This window comes from Neobacillus sp. SM06 (genome assembly GCF_050496765.1).
GTDB lineage: Bacteria > Bacillota > Bacilli > Bacillales > Cytobacillaceae > JAEVLT01.
Genome location: NZ_JBNWEO010000013.1, coordinates 232,658 through 255,649, shown reverse-complemented (window position 1 = coordinate 255,649; position 22,992 = coordinate 232,658). Strand labels below are relative to the sequence as shown.

The window sequence follows — 22,992 nt, the reverse complement described above, 5'->3', positions numbered from 1 at the left end:
TAAAACAACAGGATCCATTTTCGGATCCTGTTTTTTATCTAATGGCTTTGTATTCTTTAATAACATGGATGGTTTTTAATTCATCGTCTTCTGGTCCTTGGACAGGTAGTCCGGCTTCAAGATTTTCCCGAATATAATGCAAGTTTTCTTTTGTAATGATTTCTCCCGGTATAAAAATTGGTATTCCCGGCGGATAGACCATCACAAACTCGGCAATAATTCTTCCTTCTGATTCCTCAAACGGAATGATTTCTGTTTCAGCGTAAAAAGCATCGCGCGGTGTAAGAGCTAAAACAGGGATGTCTGGTAAAAGTACTTTTAGCGGCTCAACTTTTTCGCTTCGATGTTCGCATTCATCGGCCAGGTCTTTTAGAGCTTTAACGAGCAAATCTCCTTCCGTTTCCGTATCACCAAAAGTAATAATGCAAAGAATGTTGTAAAGATCGGATAATTCAACTTCAATATTGTATTTTTCTCTTAGCCATTTTTCTACATCATACCCTGTCAGGCCTAAATCTTTCACAGAGATAATTAATTTTGTTGGATCATAATCAAAAGTTGCTTTTGAACCAAGAATTTCTTCACCGACACAGTATAGATGATCAAGTTGGTTAATGCGCTCCCGAATGGACTGCGCGAGTTGAATCGTTTTGTCAATCAGCTCCCTGCCTTCTGTCGCCAGGCGTTTTCTGGCAACATCCAAAGAAGCAAGCAGCAAATAGGAAGTAGAGGTTGTTGTCAGCATGCTTAAGATAGATTGCACATGTTTGGCGGAAACAAGGCCTTCACGGACGTTAAGAATGGAACTTTGGGTCATTGAACCGCCAAGCTTGTGAACGCTTGTTGCTGCCATATCGGCTCCTGCCTGCATTGCGGACAGCGGCAGTTTTTCATGAAAATGAATGTGAACACCATGGGCTTCATCTACTAAAACAGGTATGCCGTGGGCGTGAGAAATTTCCACGATTTTCTTTAAATCTGCGGAAATGCCAAAGTAGGTTGGATTAATCACAAGGACTGCTTTGGCATCCGGGTGTTGAGCCAGGGCTTTTTCAACGGCATCTGTTGTAATTCCGTGCGAAATTCCGAGCTGTTCATCAATCTCTGGATGAATGAATACAGGGATGGCTCCGGAAAAGACAATCGCTGACATGACCGATTTATGCACATTTCTTGGAACAATGATTTTATCATCCGGCCCGCAAACTGCCATAACCATTGCCATAATGGCTCCGCTCGTCCCTTGAACGGAAAAAAAAGTATGATCCGCTCCGAAAGCTTCAGCAGCAAGGATTTGTGCTTGTTTGATCATCCCTTTTGGCTGGTGAAGGTCATCAAGCGGTCCAATATTAATAAGATCGATTGAGAGGGCGTTGTCGCCAATAAACTCTCTGAATTCCGGATCAATGCCAGCACCTTTTTTATGTCCCGGAATATGGAATTGTACAGGATTTTTTTTTGCATGTTCACGTAAACCGCTGAATAACGGTGTGTTATATTGAGACAATGTTTTGTAACACCTCTTTACTAGATAATCGCGTAATTATTTAGTTAAACCATAAAACAAACAAATGAAATTATAGCATTATTCCGCCTTTGTGCATAGAAAATCGTTTGATTTTACCCTTTTGGTTTTGATTGCAATTAGTTTTTGTTTTTAAAAGGATTCTTACGCTTTAAAACCGAAATTACTAAATACAACATTCTAATAAGTCCTGCGGTAATATGTCAAGCACAAAATAATTAGTTATTTGGTTATCAAGGATCAAATATCTGAAAAAAGGCAGCACTAAACTAAACCAGTAAAATTTTGGGATTTACTGGAATTAGCAAAAGGATTTATTAGCGCATATGCGTCATATATTTACGCTCCTTTTCGGCGTGTAAATTTGGTGATTGCGTAGTAGCGCATCGACCAAACGCACAAATTTTCTTGCGGTTAGAACGAGTGCTCTTTTGTGCTGATGTTTCGGTACTTCTTTGTATTTCTTCGCGTAGTATTCTTGATACTCGGGAATGTGCCTTCTTACTGAGTTGGCGGCTTCAACTAAGTAATATCTTAGGTATTGATTTCCGTTGCGTGAAAGGGAAGTATCATCCGCAGTAAAACGTCCAGATTGGTGTTTTCGCCAGTACAGACCTGCATATTTGGCTATTTTCGTTTCATCTTCAAAACGGTCAATTTGACCGATCTCAGCGATAATACCAGCTGTGAATACAGGTCCAACACCAGGGATGGATTGAAGAGTCTGAGTCTCTTCTAAGCCAGCCATAATGCGTTCGATTGCCTTTTCAATCTCCTTTACTTGTTTTTGAAGTGTTCTAATCACTTCAATGGATGTACCAAGGAGAACGTCGATTGAATCTTCGACTACCTTATCTAAGCGATACGAAGAACGTACGGCCTTTTGGATGGATTTCGCTACACATTCTGCGTCATTGAAACGGTTTTTTCCTTTTTCCTGAAGAAAACCGGCCAAATCTTCTAACGGCATTTGTGCTAGTTCATCTAGGCTGAACTTTTCTGAGAACATTTCCATCATGGCGTTCCCAAAAACGGATGAATCCACCTCTTGAGAAAAGGTATTACATTTAAAATTCAAGTGTTGTAAGAAATGTTGTTTCTCTTTAGTCACTTGATGGATGAGTTGGTAACGAGAACGAGTCAATTGTTGTAAGGCAATATACTGTTCTTCCTTTACCACGGACATGGAATTACGCCCAAAACGAAGATAGTCAGCTATCACAAAAGCATCAATCTCATCTGTCTTATCCATATCCGAATAGCTTTTCTTAAAATTGGCAATCTGTTTGGGATTCATGACAAAAACCTTGGCACCAAGGCTCTTTAGTGATTCATCATTATGCAAAAACATGGATGGGTGAAAACTATAAACGGACGTAGATTCTAATCCAATTTTTAATGCTTGAACATTTTTGTTCATGGTGCAATCTAGAATATGATCTCGCAGTTGCATGGCGCCTGGAAGATCGTTAGAGACGGTAAAGGATGTAAGCTTTTCTCCTTCATCGTCCAAAATACAAACTTTAATATCAAAAGAACTAATATCTAAACCAACAAATAATTTCATGGGTTGTCCCCTCCTTTCAAATTAGAATCATTGGTGTTTTTCTTGGATGCCCTGAGATATCTCTAGTGTGAACGCCGACCAGCAACCTCGTGTATCAGAACTTGCCCTGATTCGAAAGCCGCCCTAGAGCTACTATCCTCTAGGTTCGAGATTCAGGGAGAACAGCCTGCGAGTAGGAAGCACCGCACGTACACTGAGAAACAGTCTTAAAATGTGGTTAAGCCCACAGGGGGAAAAAGAATTGTCCCAAATGATCCTAATCTCATTATCTAGAAATATCTCGGGACACCCAAGAGATTTGAATGAATTATTACAGGAAAAGTAGGAAATTATGGGCTCTTAAAAAAGGGCCTAAACATAATATACGAGGGGGAGAACGAATGAACTGGGAAACAAGGGTGACGAAATTGCTTGGGATTCGCTATCCAATTATTCAAGGAGGGCTTGCCCATCTCGCCTATTCAGAGCTTGCGGCCGCCGTTTCAAATGCCGGCGGGCTTGGTCAAATAACAGCCATGTCGCTTGATGAGCCCGAGCTGCTTCGAAAGGAAATACAGAAAGTAAAATCGATGACCGTTAATCCGTTTGGGGTTAATTTTGCCATCGGTCAGCATGGCAGATCATTTCAAGATTTTCTTGAAATTGCAATTGAAGAAGAGGTTCCGGTAATTATCATGACAGGGGGAAATCCGGCACCCATTTTTGAACAATTGAAAGGAACGAAAGCGAAGAAGCTTGTTCTGGTTGCTGCCAAAAGACAGGCGATAAAGGCAGAAGAATTAGGAGCAGATGCCGTTATGGTTGTCGGCCAGGAAGGAGGCGGCCATTTAGGGAGGGATGATGTTGGAACCGTCGTACTCATTCCGAAAGTTGTCGACGCCGTTTCCATACCAGTAATTGCTTCAGGAGGCATAGGGGATGGCCGGGGACTAATGGCGGCTCTTAGTTTAGGTGCTGACGGAATTGAGATGGGGACAAGGTTCATTGCAACAAAAGAATGCGTCCATGCATGTGATGCCTATAAAAAGAAACTGATTAACGGGAATGAAACCGATACCGTTGTCGTCAAGCGGTCACTCGGTGCACCAGCCAGGGCAATCGCAGGCCGCTGGACAGAAAAAATTCTTGAAATTGAGAAGAATGGCGGCACTTATGAGGATCTTCGTTCATTCATTAGCGGGGAGGCAAATAAACGATTTATTCAGGATGGGATAGAGGATGAAGGTTTTGCCTGGGCTGGCCAGGTGATGGGGTTAATCAACGATGTTCCTACGGTGGCAGAATTAATCTCCCGGATGATAACGGATGCTGAGCGGATCCGGTCAAACTGGGGGAACTGACCTTCTTGCGTTTGCCATGATTTAACGGTAAATTGGTTGTTGTATCAAACAAAAGCAGGTGAACGAGATGGAATACCAATATCCGATTGATTACAGTTGGACAACTGAGGAAATCGTTGATGTGATCCACTTTTTTGAAGCGATTGAATCAGCATATGAAAAGGGGATCCGGCGGGAAACGCTCATGTCCGCGTATCGCCGGTTTAAAGAAGTTGTCCCAAGCAAAGCGGAAGAAAAGAAACTATGCGGCGAGTTTGAAGAAATCAGTGGTTATTCAGCTTATCGTGCAGTTAAAAAAGCAAAAGAAGCGGCAGCTGATGAGAAAATCCTGCTGAAATGAAAAACAGGCGCCCGATTTTGGACGCCTTTAACTTTTTGAACTCCGAAATCTAAACTTTGTCCAAATTAATTCAAAAAGCCATCAAGTACAATGGTACAAGTGTTTCGAATGTTTCCTTAACAAAATCGACAAATGCTGGACCGTTTTTTAGCAATGGATTGTCTTTTGCTATATGGCGGCCGACAAGAAATTCCGCTTTTTTCACATCTCGAAAGCGTTCAAGTGCACTCCGCAATCCATCTTTCCCCATATTTGCAACAGAATCCGCATCCTTTTTCATATGGTCGAGGGAAATAACAAAATTTTCTGGAATCAGTTTCACCACCTCATCAAAATGGGCAAGAAAATTAGCGGCAATCTCTGCTTTCCTTGGCAACTCATAAATGAAGGCAAGCCAAACAAAGACATGATCATCAAACACACCAACTTGGAAATGCGGATGCTGTTTGTATCCCCGTTTATTATGAGCAATGGCCAGCCAGGTATCTTTCGGCGGATTGACGGTTCTTCTTGCATGCTTTGCAATATGCAAAAACATTTCATTCCCAATCCGTACGGATAAATCGTTTGTCAACCCTTGGCCAATAGTTTGGAATTTTGGCTGGATTCTTTCGCGGATGGCCTCCATCCGTTCATCCAACCCAGCGATTTGAAAGGTATCAAAATCTGTTTTCGTAAATCCTTTAAACTCCAATGTAAACCGTCCTTTCCGTATATCTTACGTTTAGCGCAGCTTATTTCGGGTAAAAAAAAGCAACGAATCATTTAGCAGCGGAGCACAAATGACATGCCTATTCTTGTCCATTATTTTAGCATAACAGCCGTTGAACGGAAAACATCGAGCCTAACAGCCGTATATAGGTATTCGCACAAATTTGTTGCAACATATGAATGCTGCTCATACTATAATAGTAAAAATATTCGAAAAACCAGATTGCTTTGAAGGGAGTGTCTAATCCTTATGAGACAAGTCATGAATACTGCTTCTCGAAGAAAGACGAGTGAAATGGAAAGAACCGCCGTTTTGAGACTGGAAATGGATTATGAATTGGCGACATTATTTGAAGCGATGACGGAAAAAAATAATGATAAAATGAAGGAATGCAAACAAAAGTTAGAAAGAATTCGTCAGGAACTGTTGCGTTTAAAAGCTCTTTAAAAAAACCGTGAGATTTACGTAAGGGAAGAGCTGGAGAATGGAGCAAATTACAATTCACGATCGTTCGACTTGAAACGAACTCCTAATAAGAAAGGGGGGTTCGTTTATTATTTTTTGGTAAAATCGTCAAGCAAGGGAAAGCTAAAAGTTGATGATATCATCATTTTTTACTAAGCTTAGAATATCACTTTTTACTATTTGCCGGGATACATAGGGAATTCAAAGAATGGTTTACGGGAGGGTATAGGATGGATTGGGAAAGGATTGACCGTCATGCAAAGCAATGGACCGAGGAAGCGGGGAATCGAATTCGCTCTTCTTTTGACAAAACATTGAATGTACAAACAAAATCGAATCCGAATGATTTAGTGACAAACATGGATAAAGAAATTGAACAATTTTTTATCACTCAAATTAAAAAAACCTACCCAGATCATCAAATTTTGGGCGAAGAAGGGTATGGCGACGAGATCAAGGAGCAGAAAGGGATTGTCTGGATGCTCGATCCCATTGATGGGACAATGAACTTTATTCATCAGCAACGCAATTTTGCAATTTCCCTTGGTGTGTATGAAGACGGAATCGGAAAAATCGGATATGTGTATGATGTTGTTCACAATGAACTGTACCATGCCATAAAGGGCAAGGGAGCCTTTCTAAATGGCAAACGCTTGCCAATGCTGAAGGAAGCTAAGATGGAAGAGGCAATCATTGCCCTTAATGCGACGTGGGTAGTTGAAAATAAACGAATTGACCACAACCTGATGATTCCACTTGTAAGGGATGCCAGAGGGACAAGATCATATGGAACCGCCGCCCTTGAACTGATTTATGTCGCAACTGGCAGGGTCGATGCGTATATCTCCTTAAGGCTTGCGCCATGGGATTATGCCGGTGGCGCCTTGATTGTTGAGGAATTGGGGGGAGTGGTAACCAACTTAAGAGGCGGAAAATTGGATTTTCTTTCAAAGGATTCTGTTTTTGCCGCAAAACCTGGACTTCACGAAACAATTTTAAAAAAATACCTAAAAGATGGAAAATGGTAAGTTTGTTCCTAAAAAAAAGAGAGCCGGCTGAAACTTGTGCCCGCTCTCTGTTATTTTAGCTAATTTATATGGATAAATTCTGAACGGACGATGGACAGGACGTCCTAGTCAGGCGAGTGCCACAGGATGTTGCAGGTATACGAGCGTGATAAATTCAACTACGCCTCTGTCTTCGCTAAAGGCTCGCCAATCGGCGAGTTTTCTTTATAATATCAGAATTTATATGTTGCCCCTTTTTAACGATTGCCTGAAGAGTAAGACATGGATTCCAATATTCTGAAACGAATCTTTTTGACCAAAATCATGAATCTGTGACATGAAAAGTATACATGCAAGGAATTTATTCCATAACGGCCAAACTAAAAAGGGACGGGCGGCGGCTTTTGCCCGGTTTTTCTTATAATTTTTTAGGGTAAACCGGTCATTACTAGCTCCTCTAATGCCCAATGTTCCTATTTTTCAGGTCTAATCGGTCATTACTAGCTCCCGTAATGCCCAATGTTCCAATTTTTCAGGCCTAAGCGGTCATTACTAGCTCCCGTAATGCCTGCTTCTCCCATTTTTCAGGCCAAACCGGTCATTACTAGCTCCCGTAATGCCCGCTTCTCCAATTTTTTAGGGTAAACCGGTCATTACTAGCTCCCGTAATGCCCGCTTCTCCAATTTTTTAGGCCAAACCGGTCATTACTAGCTCCCGTAATGCCCGCTTCTCCCATTTTTCAGGCCAAACCGGTCATTACTAGCTTCCCTAATGCCCGATTCACCAATTTTTTAGGGTAAACCGGTCATTACTAGCTTCTCTAATGCCCAATGTTCCTATTTTTCAGGCCTAAGCGGTCATTACTAGCTCCCGTAATGCCCGATCCTCCTATTTTTTAGGCCAAACCGGTCATTACTAGCTTCCCTAATGCCCGCTTCTCCCATTTTTCAGGCCAAACCGGTCACTACTGGCTTCACCGGAACGCCCCCCGGAAAGCGAGTGCCTGGAGTGGAAATCAACAGACTCCGTTTATCAGCCAAACTAAAAAGGACCGGGCGGTTTTTGCCCGGTTTTTCTTATAAAGCACCGTTTTCGCGCATTTTTCGCTTTGTTTTAAATCCGAGCCCCATGATCAACACCACAGCGGCTATACAGCCAAGCGTACCGATGATGCTTTTTTCGGCAATTGCAATGCCAATCCCCATAATGCTTGCTGCTGTTATTATCGAATAAACAAGAAAAACCCATTTGATCTGCTTCACTTTTATCCCCCCTTGTCAACGCTTGCAAAATTCTTTTTTTGTTCATTTTTTCTGCCGTAAACAGCCTTGATTCCTTATACTAAACATTGTACAATAAAATGCTTTTAGGTTTCTACAATAAATGTGGTATAATGTTTGAGTTGTGAATGAGAAACTAGAAATAGCATTTATTTTTATGAATAAAGGTAGGAGTGAAATTTTTTGAAATATAGAGAAGATGTCCGCAATATCGCGATTATTGCCCACGTTGACCATGGAAAAACGACTTTGGTTGACCAATTGTTGAAACAGTCCGGAATCTTTCGTTCAAATGAACACATTGAAGAACGTGCAATGGACTCAAATGATCTGGAAAGAGAACGTGGAATTACCATTTTAGCGAAAAATACAGCAATACAATACAAAAATAAACGAATCAATATACTTGATACACCTGGACACGCTGATTTTGGCGGAGAAGTCGAACGGATCATGAAAATGGTTGACGGTGTATTGCTTGTCGTGGATGCGTATGAAGGTTGCATGCCACAAACTCGGTTTGTTTTGAAGAAAGCATTGGAACAAAATTTGACACCAATTGTTGTCGTCAACAAAATTGACCGCGATTTTGCCCGTCCGGCAGAAGTTGTTGATGAAGTTCTCGACCTATTTATTGAACTTGGTGCAAATGAAGATCAGCTGGAATTTCCGGTTGTTTATGCTTCGGCCATTAATGGAACAGCGAGCAAGGATCCGGATCATCAAGAAGAGAACATGCAGTCATTATTCGATGCCATCATTGAGCATATTCCGGCGCCAATTGACAATCGTGAAGAGCCGCTGCAATTTCAAGTAGCGCTTCTTGATTACAACGACTATGTCGGCAGAATCGGGATTGGGCGTGTTTTCCGCGGTTCAATGAAGGTTGGACAACAGGTTGCCCTTATGAAACTAGACGGATCCGTTAAGTCTTTCCGCGTTACGAAAATCTTCGGCTTCTTTGGATTAAAACGTGAGGAAGTCAATGAAGCGTTTGCCGGCGATTTAATCGCTGTCTCCGGAATGGAAGATATTAATGTCGGCGAGACGGTTTGCCCGATCGAATATCAAGAAGCATTGCCAGTATTACGAATCGATGAACCAACACTGCAAATGACCTTCCTGGTAAACAATAGCCCATTTGCTGGCAGAGAGGGCAAATATTTAACAGCAAGGAAAATTGAAGAAAGACTTCGGGCACAATTGCATACCGATGTTAGCTTGCGGGTTGAAAATACGGATTCTCCAGATGCCTGGGTTGTATCCGGACGCGGCGAACTTCACTTATCAATTTTAATTGAAAATATGCGCCGTGAAGGGTTTGAGCTTCAAGTATCAAAGCCGGAAGTCATTGTAAAAGAAATTGACGGCGTTCGCTGTGAACCGGTAGAGCGGGTTCAAATCGATGTCCCTGAGGAGCATACGGGTGCAATTATGGAATCGATTGGCGCGCGTAAAGGCGAACTTCTAGACATGGTCAACAATGGTGCTGGCCAAGTTCGGCTGATCTTTAATGTCCCGGCTCGCGGCTTGATTGGGTATACAACGGAATTTATGACATTAACACGTGGCTATGGTATTATTAACCATACATTTGACAGTTATCAGCCAATGCTTCAAGGACAAGTGGGCGGCAGACGCCAAGGGGTTCTCGTGTCGATGGAGACAGGGAAAGCTTCGACGTACGGAATTATGCAAGTAGAAGACCGCGGCACCATTTTTGTTGAACCGGGTACAGAGATTTACGAAGGAATGATTGTTGGAGAGCACACTCGTGAAAACGATCTTGCTGTCAATGTTACAAAAGTGAAACAGGCGACAAACGTCCGCTCGGCAACAAAAGACCAGACAGCTGTTATTAAAAAGCCGCGGATCATGACATTGGAAGAATCATTGGAATATTTGAATGATGATGAGTATTGTGAGGTTACGCCAATGTCGGTCCGTCTCCGCAAAAAAATTCTCGACAAAAATGAACGGGAAAAATTAGCAAGAAAGAAAAAATATGCGGAATTAAGCTAAACGGTTTGCTCATTGCTTTGGCATCAGTAGAACTACCAGCAGCAGGATGATGCAAAAACACCTCTTTTCTCACTGGTGCAAGCCGCATTCATTCTTTGGGGGGAACTAAAGTATGGTTGGGAATCGCCTTTCGTTTTTTGCTGCGCTGTATAAAGTCAATGAACAGCCGAAGGTTGGCATGTGGCTTCTGTATATAACGATTGTTATTCTTGCTGTAATCGTTTATAAACTGGGATTTGCGAAAAAGTTACCATTGGGGAAATCAGCAATTGTCTATTTTTTTCTCGTCATCGGCTGCACAATCTTAACTTTTTTCGCTGTTTTTTTACCGGTTGCCGAAGGGCTTGTTGTGGCCGCGCTGATTCTGATTATTTATAAAATCCGTTTGCGCCAGGCGAAAAAACAGCAAACAGAAGGCGAAAAGGAGGGGATTTAAGTGCAATCCGTACAAGATGCTCTTTATAACTGGCTTACAATTAAGATCGTAAGTGATGCTCGCCCGGATGACACTGCTGCCAAGGAGACAAAAGACCTTTTTGAAGGGATGCTTTACGGCGATCATGGCCTGTCCGATATTGAAGTGACAAAAGATGAGACAATGTATTATGTCTCATATACCCAAAAAAATAAAAGCAAAAAAACCCGGTTTCCGGTTGAATTGATTGAAATAATGCTCAATCAAATCAACTCCGAACCCGAAAAATATGTCAATTATCCAATAGAAGACTAACACAAGCCCCCCTCGTGCATACATGAGGGGGTGTTATAAAATCAGAATTTATATGTTGGCCTTTTTTGCGATTGCCGGAAGAGTAAGACATGGAATCTAATATTCTGAAACGAGTCTTTTTTGACCAAAATCAGGAATCTGTGGCATGAAAAGTATACATGCAAGGAATTTATTCCATAAGTAAGGTGTTTCGTGGTTGCCTGTTTGAGTTCCGCTCCAGGCGGCTTCGCTTTCCGCGGGCGTGCCGGGGAGCCTCCTCGGCGCTTTTCGCGCCTGCGGGGTCTCCCCCTGCCCCGTACTCCCGCTGGAGTCTTCGCCGCCTTCCGCTCCAATCCACAAAGTGAGCGGAATCAACCATAAGTAAAATGATAGTGATTCTTTATCAAATTTCTACGATAATATATTTTTGGGATTGCCAAATAGGCATGTATCAGGTCTTTTCAGCTATTCACATGCATGGATTTAAATGTGAGAAATACCTTGCGTAAATGGCTTAAATGAGGTCTATGTTTTCCACACTTCAACGATTTAAATATGTCATGCTGCACGATTTTGTATAACGGTCTTACTTCTTCTGCGAAACACTTTTTTCAACGGAGCTTCCTCAGTCTTTAGGGTTTCTTGACCAACATAAGATATGCAAAAATAGGGTTATAGCCGTCGTCACCTTTGTAAGCACGGCAGACGCCTTTCTTCTTATTAGTACAGTTATCAAATGACGAGTTTCGAAAGTGCATTAGGAGCTAAGGAATAAAGGACCGAACTGGTAAAGACCCGATGGTCTGTTTGAAAGTGCCTATATGACTAAGAGTACAAGGGATAATTGCGTATTTCATCATTGCCAAAGCCAATGCGAATAAGAAAAGAAGTGTTCCGCAAAGGAGTACATGGTGTAGAGAACTATCTGATGTCCTCTAGCATAAGATTGCTTGAATCCTAGGGTTCATTCGTTTATGGCACCCAGTTGATTGGAGCGGAAGGTGCCGACTCCTGGGGGATTAGCGTTACAGGCGAGACCCCGCAGGAGCTTGCGACGAGGAGGCTCGGCGAACGCCCCCCGGAAAGCGTGCACCTGGAGCGGAAATCAACAGACTAGTTGTCAGAACCAAACTAAAAAGGGACGGGCGGTTTTTCTTATCGCATTACCATTCGTCATTTTCGGATTTGGGGCGGTATAGCCGAAAGTTTCCGGAATCCAAATGCGCTTTTGTTTTTTCAGCAATTCGGTTAGTGCAGATTTGACACATGTACGTATGGATTGGCCGGTTCCGCAGCCGCTTTGCCTGCAAGGTTTCATCATCTATTACTTCAATCTTGTCACAAATTACACATTTTACTCGCATTTTCACACACCTCAACTCGAATCTTTAAAGCTTACTACTAGTATATCATGCCGGGAAATGATAAGATAATGAAACCGTATAATCAAATTTTCAATTTTAATTAGCCAAAGAAAGGGTTGGTAATATGGCGAATGAAGTGGAAAAAAAATTGATCAAACCTTTATTTGACGAGCTTCAGAAGGAGAGGTTCGTCACGATTGCAACGGTTGATTTCGAAGCAGGCGGGCCGAATGTTAGTGCAATTTCCTGGGTTCTTGCGAAAGACGAAAATACGATCTATTTTGCTGTCGATCAGCGTTCGCGAATCATTCAAAATTTAAAACAGAACCAATTAGCCGTTATAAACCTAATAGCAAATGAATCTACATATTCGATCCAAGGGGTGGCTGGTATCAAACAAGAACGGTTAAATGATGTTCCGTTGAAGCTTGCACTCGTGGAATTGAAAATCAATGAAGTGCGCGACGTGATGTTTTACGGTTCAAAAATAACCGCTGTCCCGCAGTATGACAAAACCTACGATAAAGCTGCCGCTGCTAAATTGGATAACCAGGTCATGGAAGCAATGAAAAAAGCTTAGCCGCTTAGGGCTAGGCTTTTATTTTCGAAAGTTGGATTCCTTTTCTTGTTTGTTTTCCAAGTTCTGCTTTTCGTTTGGCGATAGCTTTTTCTTCTGATCCTCGGGTCCGCTCTTAGGATTCGGCGTGATGATGTCGCCTGGTATTTCGGGCATTAAGCGTCCTGCAATATCAGAAAGTTCGTTCATAATTCCCTGCACAGGCTTTCCTTTCTTTATTTCTGTCCCGATTTCCTTCAAGCGCTGAGTGGTGTCGGGATCGGCTACTACAATGGCGTTTGCTCCATATGGATCTTTCTTTAAGCTCTCAGCAACCGAATATTTGATTGTACCCACCTGAGAACGATCAATTTTTGAATTTACATCAATGCCAACGATGGCATATCTTCCTAAAACCACTGCTGTTGCATCATGAACATTTGGCACGCTTGTAGCAAGCTCAACCAAGTGTTTCGAAATCTCCTGACCCGTTTTTCGATCCACTTCCTGTATTGTACTGTTCTTGACATTCACCGATTGCGGATGGCTGCTTTGCCCGGTATTTTTCGTTTGGTTGCAGGCTGCTAATAGTGAAAAAAGAGCAATTGCAATCAATGCTTTTTTCATTTCAATCCACCTCTTTTTAAACTGATCCATAGATGCACTTATCGATTAAAAAATAAAGACCAGTTGTTCTTTATCTCACAAATATTGTGCGGAATTTCTTCTATCTTTATTCGGATAAACATATATTTTACCAAGGTTTAGGCAATCACGCGTCGGTTCAGAAATATTTACCCTAAATCAAGAGAAGCGGGAGGCGTCAGATTGAGTAAAATTTACGTATTAGATACAAACGTCTTGTTACAAGACCCGTATTCCATTTTCTCTTTTGAGGATAATGAGGTGATTATTCCTGCAGTTGTACTTGAAGAGGTAGACTCGAAAAAAAGGTATATGGATGAAATCGGAAGAAATGCAAGGCATGTTTCACGGATGATTGACAATTTGCGGGCATCCGGAAAATTGCATGAAAAAATCCCCCTTGAAAATGGGGGGACATTGAGGATTGAGCTAAACCACCGTTCTTTTCACGAGCTTCAAGATATTTTTGTTGAAAAAACAAATGATAATCGGATTCTTGCAGTTGCGAAAAATTTATACTTAGAAGAACAAACAAAGGAAAATGGGAAAAAGGTAATCCTTGTTAGCAAAGATGCTCTTGTACGCGTAAAAGCCGATGCGCTTGGGATCAATGCGGAGGATTTTTTAAGCGATCGCGTTGTCGAGGTAGACCATATTTATACCGGCTTTCTCGAGGTCTATGTACCGATTGAATTATTGGGCCGCTTTTATGAAAAGGGAGAGCTACTGTTGGCGGAAATTGCCAACCATCCTTTTTATCCAAACCAGTTTTTACTCATAAAAGATGCGCTCGGAAGTTCATCTTCTGCTGTAGGGATCGTAGAGAAAACAAGCATGAAGGTGAAAAAGCTTGCCTTGAATCAAGAGCATGTATGGGGGATTCATCCTCGCAATGTTCAGCAAACGATGGCGATCGAACTACTTTTGCGTAAAGATATCCCGCTCGTCACAATGATTGGCAAGGCAGGAACGGGAAAAACGCTTTTGGCACTTGCATCGGGCTTACTGCAAACAGAGGATTTGCAAGAATATAAAAAACTGCTTGTTGCCCGGCCAATTGTACCAGTTGGCAAAGATCTGGGTTTCCTGCCAGGGGAGAAGCAAGAAAAGCTGAGACCATGGATGCAGCCAATTTATGACAACCTGGAATTTCTATTTAATACGAAAAAACCTGGCGAACTGGATGCGATTTTGGCGGGAATGGGCTCCATCGAGGTGGAAGCATTGACATACATTCGCGGCAGAAGTTTGCCAGACCAGTTTATTATAGTAGATGAAGCCCAAAATTTAACCAAGCATGAAGTGAAAACGATTTTAACAAGGGTGGGGGAAGGGAGCAAAATTGTGTTAATGGGTGATCCGGAACAAATTGACCATCCTTATTTAGATGCTTATAACAACGGACTGACTTATGTAGTGGAAAAGTTTAAAGACCAGGCGATCTCCGGCCATGTTAAATTGCTGAAAGGGGAGCGCTCCGGGCTTGCAAGATTGGCTGCCGAACTGCTATAAAAAAACCAGCCTCGCTCCAAGTTTCAAATTGAAGAAAGAAACGAACGAACGAGTGCCATGCCGGCACTCGTTTGCAATTACTTTATGATAAAGGCTTTTACATTTTTAATTGGCTGATGCCGGTTTGAGCCATCGCCGTAATAAATGTGAACAGGACCATCTGCACCAAGCGGTTTGCCGTTATCCGAAAATCCAAGAATCAGCTCATGAGCTGTTTTGAATGGCATTTCGACCTGTTTGTCCAAGCACTCAATCACAAGTGACTTGGCATCTTCGTTTGGTTCAGCATTTTCAAGAAAGGGCTTGAACGGCATCGCAAAAGATCCGGTTAATAGTTTTTCTTTTTCATATTTCTTTTCCGATTTCAATGTTGGCGGATAGATGGCACCCTCAATGATTTCACGATCCCAATGTTTTGAGATCGACTTCGTATACGCTTCCAATTCATCTGTGGCATCCTGCTGTGTTTCAAAGTACGTCAGTAAGTCGATTTTCCGATCATCAAAAATCCAAACCCCTGGATCAAGCGTGATCGTGTATTTCACATTTCCTGTAATCAGTAGAATTTTATCCATTGTTGAATCCCCCCAGCTCTTATCAAAACAAGTATAGCTTTTTTTCGCCGATCTGTCATTTCCGGTTTTTAAAGCCATGAAAAACGAAATTTAATATTTGTGTTTCAATTCCAATATGTTTCAATGGATAGACTCTTGCAATTTATGCTAGATAACGGTAAAATTTAAAGATAAGTTGGGTAATCGCTCGGAAACGGGGGGATCAATGTTGGCGTCTGAAATGATCGTGAATCATCAAGAAAAAGCTTACGCCTTGCTGCAGGCTGACGCTGAGAAAATTTTAAAGCTGATTAAAGTGCAAATGGATAATCTTACGATGCCTCAATGCCCTCTTTATGAAGAGGTATTGGATACACAAATGTTTGGTTTATCGAGAGAGATTGACTTTGCGGTTCGCCTCGGTTTAATTGACGGAGAAATTGGAAAAGCCATTTTAGATAAATTAGAGAGAGAACTATCCGCACTTCATGAGGCATCGATAAAAAAATAACAAACAAACTCAAACACAACTGTTTGGGTTTTTTTTCTGTACATATGAATTTTTGAAAAAAGTAGTTTTTCCTCACGTATTAATGTTATTTATCCATTATAATAGAATCAAAACGAAAATTGAGGGCGAGTTTTCATGTTCAAAAAGATTTTAAAGTCATATGACTATTCATTAATCATTGCCATCTTCCTTTTATCGGCTTTTGGTCTCGTAATGGTTTACAGTGCCAGCATGGCGTCAGCCGTCCAAAGATACGGGGTTGCAAGCGACTACTTTTATCAAAGGCAGAAAATCTTTTTGATCGGTGCGGCTGTGATCTTTGTTCTCACTGCATTATTTCCTTATAAAGCGATGAAAAGCAATCGAATTTTAGCGCCGATGGTATTGCTGTCATTAGTGGGACTCTTCGCTCTTTTTGTATTTGGCCATTTGGCAGGCGGGGCGCAAAGCTGGTTCAAGATTGGAGCACTCAGTCTACAACCTTCAGAATTTGTCAAGCTTTGCGTGATTATTTATTTAGCTGCTGTGTACGCTAAAAAGCAAGCCTATGTAAATGAGTTTAACAAAGGAGTGCTTCCTCCGTTAGCTTATTTAGTGTTAGTTAGTGCTTTAATTGCCATCCAGCCGGATTTTGGAACAGCGATGATTATCGTTTTAATTGCTGGCACGATTCTTTTGTCGTCAGGGATGAACTTTAAAAATTTCACTAAGCTGATCCTTATGGGCTTGATTCTCGTCTTGCCATTCATGCTCCTTTTAAAAGGAGAAATTTTCTCGGCAAAGCGTGTGGATCGTTTTGCAGTAATGAACGATCCGTTTGCTACGGAAAAAACCTCCGGCTTCCATTTGGCGAACTCTTACATTGCGATTGGCTCTGGAGGAGTAAACGGCCTTGGTTTGGGGCGGGGTGTCCAAAAGCTCGGTTACTTGCCTGAGGCCCATACGGACTTTATAATGGCTGTTATTGCAGAGGAACTGGGCGTCTGGGGAGTCGGTTTTGTCATCATTCTTCTTGCTTATATTGTACTGCGGGGGATTCGGATTGCTTTAAAATGCACGGACCCTTTTGGTAGTTTGCTGGCGATCGGAATCTCCAGTATGATTGGAATCCAGACATTTATTAATCTGGGAGGGGTTTCTGGATTAATCCCATTAACAGGTGTACCACTTCCGTTTGTCAGCTATGGCGGATCTTCCTTAATCCAGCTGGCAATTGCGACAGGAATCCTCACCAATGTCTCCATGTTTGTCAATTATGAGGAAAAATATAAACCGAAAAAAGAGCAAATAGAAAAATCCGCAAACCAATCCGGTTCCGTTTTTCAAATGCGGACATAAACGAAATGCACACGAGTTAAAACTCTTGTGCGTTTCGTTTCATAAGCAGGAATTTAAACATACAGGGGAAGGGGCTTTGGAAGTTCAAATATTTGTCATAGCGGTTACTTGACAGTATAATGATTGCAAACGAACATCGCAGCACATGTCAAATAGGTTTCGTGCACAGAATCAAAAAAATGCTTTGCTGTATTTTTACTATTTTGATAGTGAATAAAGTAAAATCTTAATTTTCTTCAAAATTTATTCAAAAAAAATTCACAAAAAAGTTTAAAAGTGTGATTAAATATACAGAGAAAGTATTTTTTTCTATTCCAACTCCTAAAACCCGTCACTGTATGCTGCTAAATAAGAAAACAATCGTTCACCATCAAATGACCAGCCACCCCAAGTATTTCAAATAAAAGACGTTTCATGGAATTATGAGCTTGCCACTTATGGGTTAGAATGAGAGTAGGAGGATAACAAGATGACAAATCCGAAAGGTTATAGCGAAGCAGCAATCAATCGAAGTGCTTCACAATTACATACAGATGAAATTGAAAAAACATCCGCATTAAAAGACTTTTTAGCGTTAATAAAAATAGGGATCGTTAATTCGAACTTAATTACGACGTTTACCGGCTTGTGGCTTGCCCTTCATTTTACCGGACAAAGTTTCCTGAATAATCTGGATATTGTGTTTTTTACAATTGTTGGATCGGCCTTTATCATCGCTGGTTCTTGCAGTATCAATAATTTTATTGACCGGGATATTGATCCATTTATGGATCGAACAAAAAGCAGACCTACGGTAACTGGAAAAATCCCTCCGATGAAAGTGCTTGCTCTCGGGCTTTCTCTTATCGGCTTCGGTACGCTGTTTTTATCATTTACCACTCTAACGGCAACGATTATTGGCCTTTTTGGGGTTTTTAGCTATATCGTTCTGTATACAATGTGGTCGAAAAGACAATTTGTGTCCAATACGATTATCGGCAGTCTTTCAGGAGCAGTGCCACCGCTGATTGGCTGGGCCGCTGTGGATGGAAATCTTGATAAAATTGCTTGGTCATTGTTTTTAGTCATGTTTATATGGCAACCACCACATTTCTATGCGCTTGCGATGAGAAGGGTGGAAGAGTACCGGGCTGCAGGAATTCCAATGCTTCCGGTTGTAAAGGGATTTAAGACAACGAAGAAACACATTTTGATTTGGGTGGCTGCGCTGCTACCCATTCCCGTACTCCTTACTTCTTTAGGTATTCCGTTTCTCATTCTGGCCACCGCTTTAAATGTTGGTTGGCTGGTGTTGGGGATTTATGGATATAAGATCAAAGATGATGTGAAATGGGCAAAACGGATGTTTGTTTATTCGCTGCAATATTTAACCATTTTATTCGTTGCAATGGTAATCGTCACCTTAATTTAGTTTTGCTTGAAGAATCGTTCTTCTTTTTTTTCTAGGCTCTGTTAAACGATGTTGTTGATTGTCTCATTTTTGTTAAAAATCAACAGTAATAGTTTACAGAGCCTTTTTATAAAGGGATCTTCCGTTATTTTCTTTGATCTGAAAGAAAAAGAATTTTTAAGCGAAAGAGGGGTTAGGTTGATGAAAAGGCTGGTAAAATGGCGGTTCATCACGTTGATGGCGGTTTTAATGCTTGCACTTTCCGGATGTGGAAAACCGTATTTGTCAACATTGCAGCCTGCCGGGGAAGTTGCCGATATGCAATACGGCATAATGAAATTGAGTACATGGATTATGGTTGTGGTGATTCTTGTTGTCGCAGTAATTTTTATTTTGGTTCTAGTCCGCTTTCGACGTAAGGGGAATGAAATTCCGAAGCAAGTGGAAGGGAATCATAAATTGGAAATGATCTGGACTGTTATTCCGATCCTCCTGCTTGTTATTCTCGCAGTGCCGACTATTGCGGCAACTTTTAAACTTGCAGATGTTTCTGCCGGGGAAAACAAGAATTCGAAGGCGCTCGTTGTCAATGTCCGATCGCATCTTTACTGGTGGGATTTTGAATACCCTGGCCTTGGTATTGTTACGAGCCAGGAACTTGTCGTGCCCACAAATGAAAAGGTTTACTTTAATTTAAAATCAATGGATGTTAAACACTCCTTCTGGATTCCGGCAGTGGGGGGGAAAATGGACACAAATACAGACAATATTAACAAATTCTGGCTCGAATTCGATAATAAAAAATCGAATGAAGCCGGCAATCTGTTCTATGGAAAATGTGCCGAACTTTGCGGTCCATCCCATGCTTTAATGGACTTCAAAGTGAAAGCGATGCCAAAAAGCCAATTTGACGATTGGGTTACAGCGATGAAAAATGTAAAAAAAGCACAGCCAGCCACAACCGATTTGGCTAAACAAGGGCAGGAAATTTTCAATAAAAGCTGTATTGGCTGCCACGCTGTTACACCTGCCAATAATATGCCTGATACGGCCCGGGTTGCGCCAAACTTAACAAATTTTGGCGATCGTTCACGTGTAGCAGGAATTTTGCCACATACAAAAACAGAAGTGAAAAATTGGATTCGAAATCCTGAATCGTATAAGCCCGGAAATAAAATGTCGGGAAAATATCCACAGATGTCGGAAGAACAGCTAAATGCACTGGCAGAATACTTAATGGGGTTAAAAGTTCAACAATAAAGGGGATTTTGTAAAAGGGAGGTTGAATTTGTGAATAGCTATGCTCAAAAAAAGAGATTTGGCAGCACGGTATGGGATTTTCTTACAACGGTTGACCATAAAAAAATTGCCATTTTATACTTTCTCGCTGGAGGAATGTTCTTCCTGATTGGCGGCATCGAGGCACTCTTTATCCGCATTCAGCTTGCTGTTCCAAATAATGATTTTGTTAGTGCGGGTCTTTATAACGAAATTATGACGATGCATGGCACCACGATGATCTTCCTCGCAGCGATGCCGCTTTTGTTCGGCTTTATGAATGCGGTTATGCCGCTGCAAATTGGCGCCCGCGATGTTGCTTTTCCATTTTTAAATGCATTGGGATTTTGGCTGTTTTTCTTTGGCGGGCTGTTTTTAAATCTTTCTTGGTTTTTAGGGGGTGCGCCTGATGCCGGCTGGACGTCCTATGCTTCGTTAACGATTGCTTCAAAAGGCCATGGCGTAGACTTTTATATACTCGGCATTCAGATTTCGGGGATTGGAACATTAATTGGCGGTATAAACTTCCTTGTAACGATTATTAATATGCGTGCCCCAGGGATGACATATATGAGAATGCCGCTTTTTACCTGGACTACTTTTGTAACATCAGGACTTATTTTATTTGCTTTTCCGCCACTGACCATTGGGCTTGTACTGATGATGTTTGACCGCTTGTTCGGAGCAAATTTCTTCAATGTTTCGATGGGGGGGAATACAGTTATTTGGGAGCATCTATTCTGGATATTTGGCCACCCTGAAGTATATATTCTCGTATTGCCATCTTTCGGTATTTTCTCGGAAATTTTTTCAATCTTTTCAAGAAAGCGCTTATTTGGATACTCGTCGATGGTATTTGCGACTGTGTTAATTGGTTTCTTGGGGTTCATGGTTTGGGCGCATCATATGTTTACTACTGGGCTGGGACCTGTTGCCAATGCGATTTTCGCCGTTGCAACAATGGCTATAGGCGTACCGACAGGGATTAAGATCTTCAACTGGCTATTAACGATGTGGGGCGGAAGCGTAAAATTTACAACACCCATGCATTATGCAGTTGCCTTTATTCCATCCTTTGTTGCCGGCGGTGTCACCGGGGTCATGCTTGCGGCAGCTGCTGCTGATTATCAATACCACGATACGTATTTTGTTGTCGCCCATTTCCATTACGTTATTATTGGGGGCGTTGTTCTGGCAATTTTGGCAGGTACCCATTTATATTGGCCAAAAATGTTTGGGACGATGCTAAATGAAACGCTTGGCAAAATTACCTTTTGGTTTTTTGTAATCGGATTTCATTTGACGTTCTTTATTCAGCACTTCCTTGGGCTTTGGGGGATGCCGAGAAGGGTGTTCACATATTTGCCTGGCCAAGGCTTTTCTACGGCCAACTTGGTGAGTACAATTGGTGCGTTTTGCATGGCAGTTGGTGTAATTGTTTTACTGATCAATGTGATGATGACGACGGTAAAAAATGAAAAGGTGGGCAGTGATCCGTGGGGTGACGGAAGAACCCTCGAGTGGTCCATTCCATCGCCGCCGCCTTTTTACAATTTCAAACAACTTCCGCTTGTTCGCGGTTTAGACGCATATTGGTTGGAAAAAATGGATGGGAAAAATGGAATGACCCCCGCTGAACCAATCGGAGATATCCATATGCCAAATTCATCCTTCCTGCCCTTTGTGATTTCTTTCGGGTTGTTTGTTGCCGCATTTGGTGCGATGTATCATGGTGATCACAAACCATGGGCGCTTCCTGTAATGGTGCTCGGCCTGCTTATTTCGCTCAGCTCGATGGTTATCCGCTCCGTTAAGGATGATTATGGTTTTCATATTCACAAAGAAGATTTGCTGAAAGAAAATGATAAGGGGGTTAGGGCATGATGCAAGCAGAAGAGAATTTCACATATGAAACATGGCCAACATCGCCTGAAAAATCAACCCTTGAAGCGAAAAATAAATTTTTGGGCTTTTGGTTATTTTTAGGGGGAGAGACTGTTCTTTTCGCTTCGCTCTTTGCCACGTATCTGGCCCTGAAAGATAAGGTTCCGAATACAAGCCAGGCTTTAGCGAAAGACTTATTTGAACTGCCGCTTACGTTCACAGCTACCATGTTATTGTTAACCAGTTCGTTAACGAGCGTATATGCAATCTATCACATGAAAAACTTTGCGTTCAAAAAAATGCTGCTCTGGTTCGGAGTCACCATTGTTTTAGGAGCTGGATTTCTTGGACTTGAAATCTATGAGTTTAATAAATATGTCCATGAGTTTCATCACACGTTTACAAGCAGTGCATTTGGATCAGCCTTTTATACGCTTGTCGGGTTTCATGGGGCACATGTTACGTTCGGGCTGTTATGGATCCTTACCTTGATGTTTCGAAATGCGAAACGAGGATTAAATCTGTACAATGCCCCTAAATTTTATGTGGCAAGTCTGTATTGGCATTTTATCGATGTGGTTTGGGTATTTATCTTTACAGTAGTTTATTTAATGGGAATGGTGGGATAGAGATGAGTGACCAGCACCAACCACTTCATTCAGCAAATCAGAGAGTTGATATTGAATACCGGCGAAAAAAAAACGCGGAGGAAATGAGGTACCAGATCACTTCTTTTTCCATGATGCTTTTCCTAACGTTTGTCGCTTTTGCAGCAGTCGGCCTTAAAGGGATGACAGCAACCTTCACCGTGCCATTTATTCTGCTATTGGCTGTCGTTCAGGTCATTTTTCAGCTTTATTACTTTATGCACATGAATAAGAAAGGTCATGAAGCTCCATCCCTGTTTCTCTACTCCGGTGCTTTAGTCGGGTTTGTAACGATTTTAACCTTCATTACCATTGTGTGGTGGTGACGGTGGATGAAAGTCGGCT

The 22,992-nt window shown here is 41.7% G+C and carries 23 protein-coding genes; 16 read left to right on the top strand and 7 right to left on the bottom strand.

Going from position 1 to position 22,992, the window contains the following annotated elements; translation table 11 throughout:
* Positions 1-34 precede the first annotated feature (34 nt).
* Positions 35-1,507: an aminotransferase class I/II-fold pyridoxal phosphate-dependent enzyme gene (locus tag ACQYAD_RS06350; RefSeq protein ID WP_430236445.1), complete on the bottom strand. Its 1,473-nt coding sequence runs from the start codon at positions 1,505-1,507 to the stop codon at positions 35-37.
* A gap of 349 nt (positions 1,508-1,856) precedes the next feature.
* Positions 1,857-3,092, bottom strand: a complete 1,236-nt coding sequence (locus tag ACQYAD_RS06345) for an IS110 family transposase (RefSeq protein WP_430236443.1) — start codon at positions 3,090-3,092, stop codon at positions 1,857-1,859.
* Between the two features lie 380 nt (positions 3,093-3,472).
* Between ACQYAD_RS06345 and ACQYAD_RS06340 the strand changes: the two genes are divergently transcribed.
* Both ACQYAD_RS06340 and ACQYAD_RS06335 read left to right on the top strand, forming a co-directional pair.
* Entirely contained in the window at positions 3,473-4,432 is a 960-nt protein-coding gene (locus tag ACQYAD_RS06340; RefSeq protein ID WP_430236441.1) for an NAD(P)H-dependent flavin oxidoreductase, read from the top strand.
* 67 nt (positions 4,433-4,499) lie between these two features.
* Positions 4,500-4,772 carry a UPF0223 family protein gene (locus tag ACQYAD_RS06335; RefSeq protein WP_430236439.1) on the top strand — a complete coding sequence of 91 codons (273 nt, stop codon included), beginning with the start codon at positions 4,500-4,502 and terminating at the stop codon, positions 4,770-4,772.
* Between the two features lie 70 nt (positions 4,773-4,842).
* On the opposite strand, the gene ACQYAD_RS06330 is transcribed toward ACQYAD_RS06335, so the two are convergent.
* Complete coding sequence (locus tag ACQYAD_RS06330) at positions 4,843-5,466, bottom strand: YktB family protein (protein WP_430236437.1); 624 nt, start codon at positions 5,464-5,466, stop codon at positions 4,843-4,845.
* A gap of 267 nt (positions 5,467-5,733) precedes the next feature.
* Between ACQYAD_RS06330 and ACQYAD_RS06325 the strand changes: the two genes are divergently transcribed.
* Both ACQYAD_RS06325 and ACQYAD_RS06320 read left to right on the top strand, forming a co-directional pair.
* A complete protein-coding gene (locus tag ACQYAD_RS06325; protein WP_430236435.1) occupies positions 5,734-5,931 on the top strand; it encodes a hypothetical protein in 198 nt (65 codons plus the stop codon).
* Positions 5,932-6,179: 248 nt separating this feature from the next.
* Positions 6,180-6,977 carry an inositol monophosphatase family protein gene (locus tag ACQYAD_RS06320; protein WP_430236433.1) on the top strand — a complete coding sequence of 266 codons (798 nt, stop codon included), beginning with the start codon at positions 6,180-6,182 and terminating at the stop codon, positions 6,975-6,977.
* Between the two features lie 1,056 nt (positions 6,978-8,033).
* Here ACQYAD_RS06320 and ACQYAD_RS06315 read toward each other — a convergent pair.
* Complete coding sequence (locus ACQYAD_RS06315; protein WP_430236431.1) at positions 8,034-8,219, bottom strand: YlaF family protein; 186 nt, start codon at positions 8,217-8,219, stop codon at positions 8,034-8,036.
* A gap of 201 nt (positions 8,220-8,420) precedes the next feature.
* Between ACQYAD_RS06315 and typA the strand changes: the two genes are divergently transcribed.
* From typA to ACQYAD_RS06300, 3 genes are all read left to right on the top strand, one after another.
* The gene (gene typA, locus ACQYAD_RS06310) at positions 8,421-10,259 is read left to right on the top strand and encodes a translational GTPase TypA (RefSeq protein ID WP_430236429.1); all 1,839 of its coding nucleotides are present in this window, start codon (positions 8,421-8,423) and stop codon (positions 10,257-10,259) included.
* Positions 10,260-10,371: 112 nt separating this feature from the next.
* A complete protein-coding gene (locus ACQYAD_RS06305) occupies positions 10,372-10,695 on the top strand; it encodes a YlaH-like family protein (protein ID WP_430236427.1) in 324 nt (107 codons plus the stop codon).
* The gene (locus tag ACQYAD_RS06300; protein WP_430236425.1) at positions 10,696-10,989 is read left to right on the top strand and encodes a hypothetical protein; all 294 of its coding nucleotides are present in this window, start codon (positions 10,696-10,698) and stop codon (positions 10,987-10,989) included.
* Between the two features lie 1,142 nt (positions 10,990-12,131).
* On the opposite strand, the gene ACQYAD_RS06295 is transcribed toward ACQYAD_RS06300, so the two are convergent.
* A complete protein-coding gene (locus tag ACQYAD_RS06295) occupies positions 12,132-12,332 on the bottom strand; it encodes a YlaI family protein (protein WP_430236423.1) in 201 nt (66 codons plus the stop codon).
* A gap of 124 nt (positions 12,333-12,456) precedes the next feature.
* Between ACQYAD_RS06295 and ACQYAD_RS06290 the strand changes: the two genes are divergently transcribed.
* Positions 12,457-12,912 carry a pyridoxamine 5'-phosphate oxidase family protein gene (locus ACQYAD_RS06290; RefSeq protein ID WP_430236421.1) on the top strand — a complete coding sequence of 152 codons (456 nt, stop codon included), beginning with the start codon at positions 12,457-12,459 and terminating at the stop codon, positions 12,910-12,912.
* 18 nt (positions 12,913-12,930) lie between these two features.
* Here ACQYAD_RS06290 and ACQYAD_RS06285 read toward each other — a convergent pair whose 3' ends face one another.
* Positions 12,931-13,515, bottom strand: a complete 585-nt coding sequence (locus ACQYAD_RS06285; protein ID WP_430236420.1) for a YhcN/YlaJ family sporulation lipoprotein — start codon at positions 13,513-13,515, stop codon at positions 12,931-12,933.
* A gap of 201 nt (positions 13,516-13,716) precedes the next feature.
* On the opposite strand from ACQYAD_RS06285, the gene ACQYAD_RS06280 reads away from it, so the two are divergent.
* The gene (locus ACQYAD_RS06280; RefSeq protein WP_430236419.1) at positions 13,717-15,045 is read left to right on the top strand and encodes a PhoH family protein; all 1,329 of its coding nucleotides are present in this window, start codon (positions 13,717-13,719) and stop codon (positions 15,043-15,045) included.
* A gap of 77 nt (positions 15,046-15,122) precedes the next feature.
* On the opposite strand, the gene ACQYAD_RS06275 is transcribed toward ACQYAD_RS06280, so the two are convergent.
* Positions 15,123-15,620: a peptidyl-prolyl cis-trans isomerase gene (locus ACQYAD_RS06275; protein WP_430236418.1), complete on the bottom strand. Its 498-nt coding sequence runs from the start codon at positions 15,618-15,620 to the stop codon at positions 15,123-15,125.
* Positions 15,621-15,828: 208 nt separating this feature from the next.
* Here ACQYAD_RS06275 and ACQYAD_RS06270 point away from each other — a divergent pair, with 208 nt between their 5' ends.
* From ACQYAD_RS06270 to ctaF, 7 genes are all read left to right on the top strand, one after another.
* Positions 15,829-16,110, top strand: coding sequence for a YlaN family protein (locus tag ACQYAD_RS06270; RefSeq protein WP_430237221.1), 282 nt, complete (start codon positions 15,829-15,831; stop codon positions 16,108-16,110).
* 135 nt (positions 16,111-16,245) lie between these two features.
* The gene (locus ACQYAD_RS06265; RefSeq protein ID WP_430236416.1) at positions 16,246-17,448 is read left to right on the top strand and encodes an FtsW/RodA/SpoVE family cell cycle protein; all 1,203 of its coding nucleotides are present in this window, start codon (positions 16,246-16,248) and stop codon (positions 17,446-17,448) included.
* A gap of 469 nt (positions 17,449-17,917) precedes the next feature.
* The gene (gene cyoE, locus ACQYAD_RS06260) at positions 17,918-18,859 is read left to right on the top strand and encodes a heme o synthase (RefSeq protein ID WP_430236414.1); all 942 of its coding nucleotides are present in this window, start codon (positions 17,918-17,920) and stop codon (positions 18,857-18,859) included.
* Between the two features lie 180 nt (positions 18,860-19,039).
* Entirely contained in the window at positions 19,040-20,098 is a 1,059-nt protein-coding gene (gene coxB / locus ACQYAD_RS06255; RefSeq protein ID WP_430236412.1) for a cytochrome c oxidase subunit II, read from the top strand.
* Between the two features lie 30 nt (positions 20,099-20,128).
* Complete coding sequence (gene ctaD / locus ACQYAD_RS06250) at positions 20,129-22,000, top strand: cytochrome c oxidase subunit I (RefSeq protein WP_430236411.1); 1,872 nt, start codon at positions 20,129-20,131, stop codon at positions 21,998-22,000.
* Entirely contained in the window at positions 22,000-22,629 is a 630-nt protein-coding gene (locus ACQYAD_RS06245) for a cytochrome (ubi)quinol oxidase subunit III (protein ID WP_430237218.1), read from the top strand. Before ctaD ends, ACQYAD_RS06245 begins: the two co-directional genes overlap by 1 nt.
* A gap of 2 nt (positions 22,630-22,631) precedes the next feature.
* Complete coding sequence (gene ctaF, locus ACQYAD_RS06240) at positions 22,632-22,973, top strand: cytochrome c oxidase subunit IVB (RefSeq protein ID WP_430236410.1); 342 nt, start codon at positions 22,632-22,634, stop codon at positions 22,971-22,973.
* Positions 22,974-22,992: the final 19 nt, after the last annotated feature.

Coding starts and splice junctions, on each gene's coding strand:
- ACQYAD_RS06340 (WP_430236441.1), top strand. CDS start 3,473: ATGAACTGGGAAACAAGGGTGACGAAATTGCTTGGGATTCGCTATCCA.
- ACQYAD_RS06305 (WP_430236427.1), top strand. CDS start 10,372: ATGGTTGGGAATCGCCTTTCGTTTTTTGCTGCGCTGTATAAAGTCAAT.
- ACQYAD_RS06345 (WP_430236443.1), bottom strand. CDS start 3,092: ATGAAATTATTTGTTGGTTTAGATATTAGTTCTTTTGATATTAAAGTT.
- ACQYAD_RS06285 (WP_430236420.1), bottom strand. CDS start 13,515: ATGAAAAAAGCATTGATTGCAATTGCTCTTTTTTCACTATTAGCAGCC.
- ACQYAD_RS06275 (WP_430236418.1), bottom strand. CDS start 15,620: ATGGATAAAATTCTACTGATTACAGGAAATGTGAAATACACGATCACG.
- coxB (WP_430236412.1), top strand. CDS start 19,040: ATGAAAAGGCTGGTAAAATGGCGGTTCATCACGTTGATGGCGGTTTTA.
- ctaF (WP_430236410.1), top strand. CDS start 22,632: ATGAGTGACCAGCACCAACCACTTCATTCAGCAAATCAGAGAGTTGAT.
- ACQYAD_RS06325 (WP_430236435.1), top strand. CDS start 5,734: ATGAGACAAGTCATGAATACTGCTTCTCGAAGAAAGACGAGTGAAATG.
- ACQYAD_RS06335 (WP_430236439.1), top strand. CDS start 4,500: ATGGAATACCAATATCCGATTGATTACAGTTGGACAACTGAGGAAATC.
- ACQYAD_RS06245 (WP_430237218.1), top strand. CDS start 22,000: ATGCAAGCAGAAGAGAATTTCACATATGAAACATGGCCAACATCGCCT.
- ACQYAD_RS06295 (WP_430236423.1), bottom strand. CDS start 12,332: ATGCGAGTAAAATGTGTAATTTGTGACAAGATTGAAGTAATAGATGAT.
- ACQYAD_RS06290 (WP_430236421.1), top strand. CDS start 12,457: ATGGCGAATGAAGTGGAAAAAAAATTGATCAAACCTTTATTTGACGAG.
- ACQYAD_RS06265 (WP_430236416.1), top strand. CDS start 16,246: ATGTTCAAAAAGATTTTAAAGTCATATGACTATTCATTAATCATTGCC.
- ACQYAD_RS06320 (WP_430236433.1), top strand. CDS start 6,180: ATGGATTGGGAAAGGATTGACCGTCATGCAAAGCAATGGACCGAGGAA.
- cyoE (WP_430236414.1), top strand. CDS start 17,918: ATGACAAATCCGAAAGGTTATAGCGAAGCAGCAATCAATCGAAGTGCT.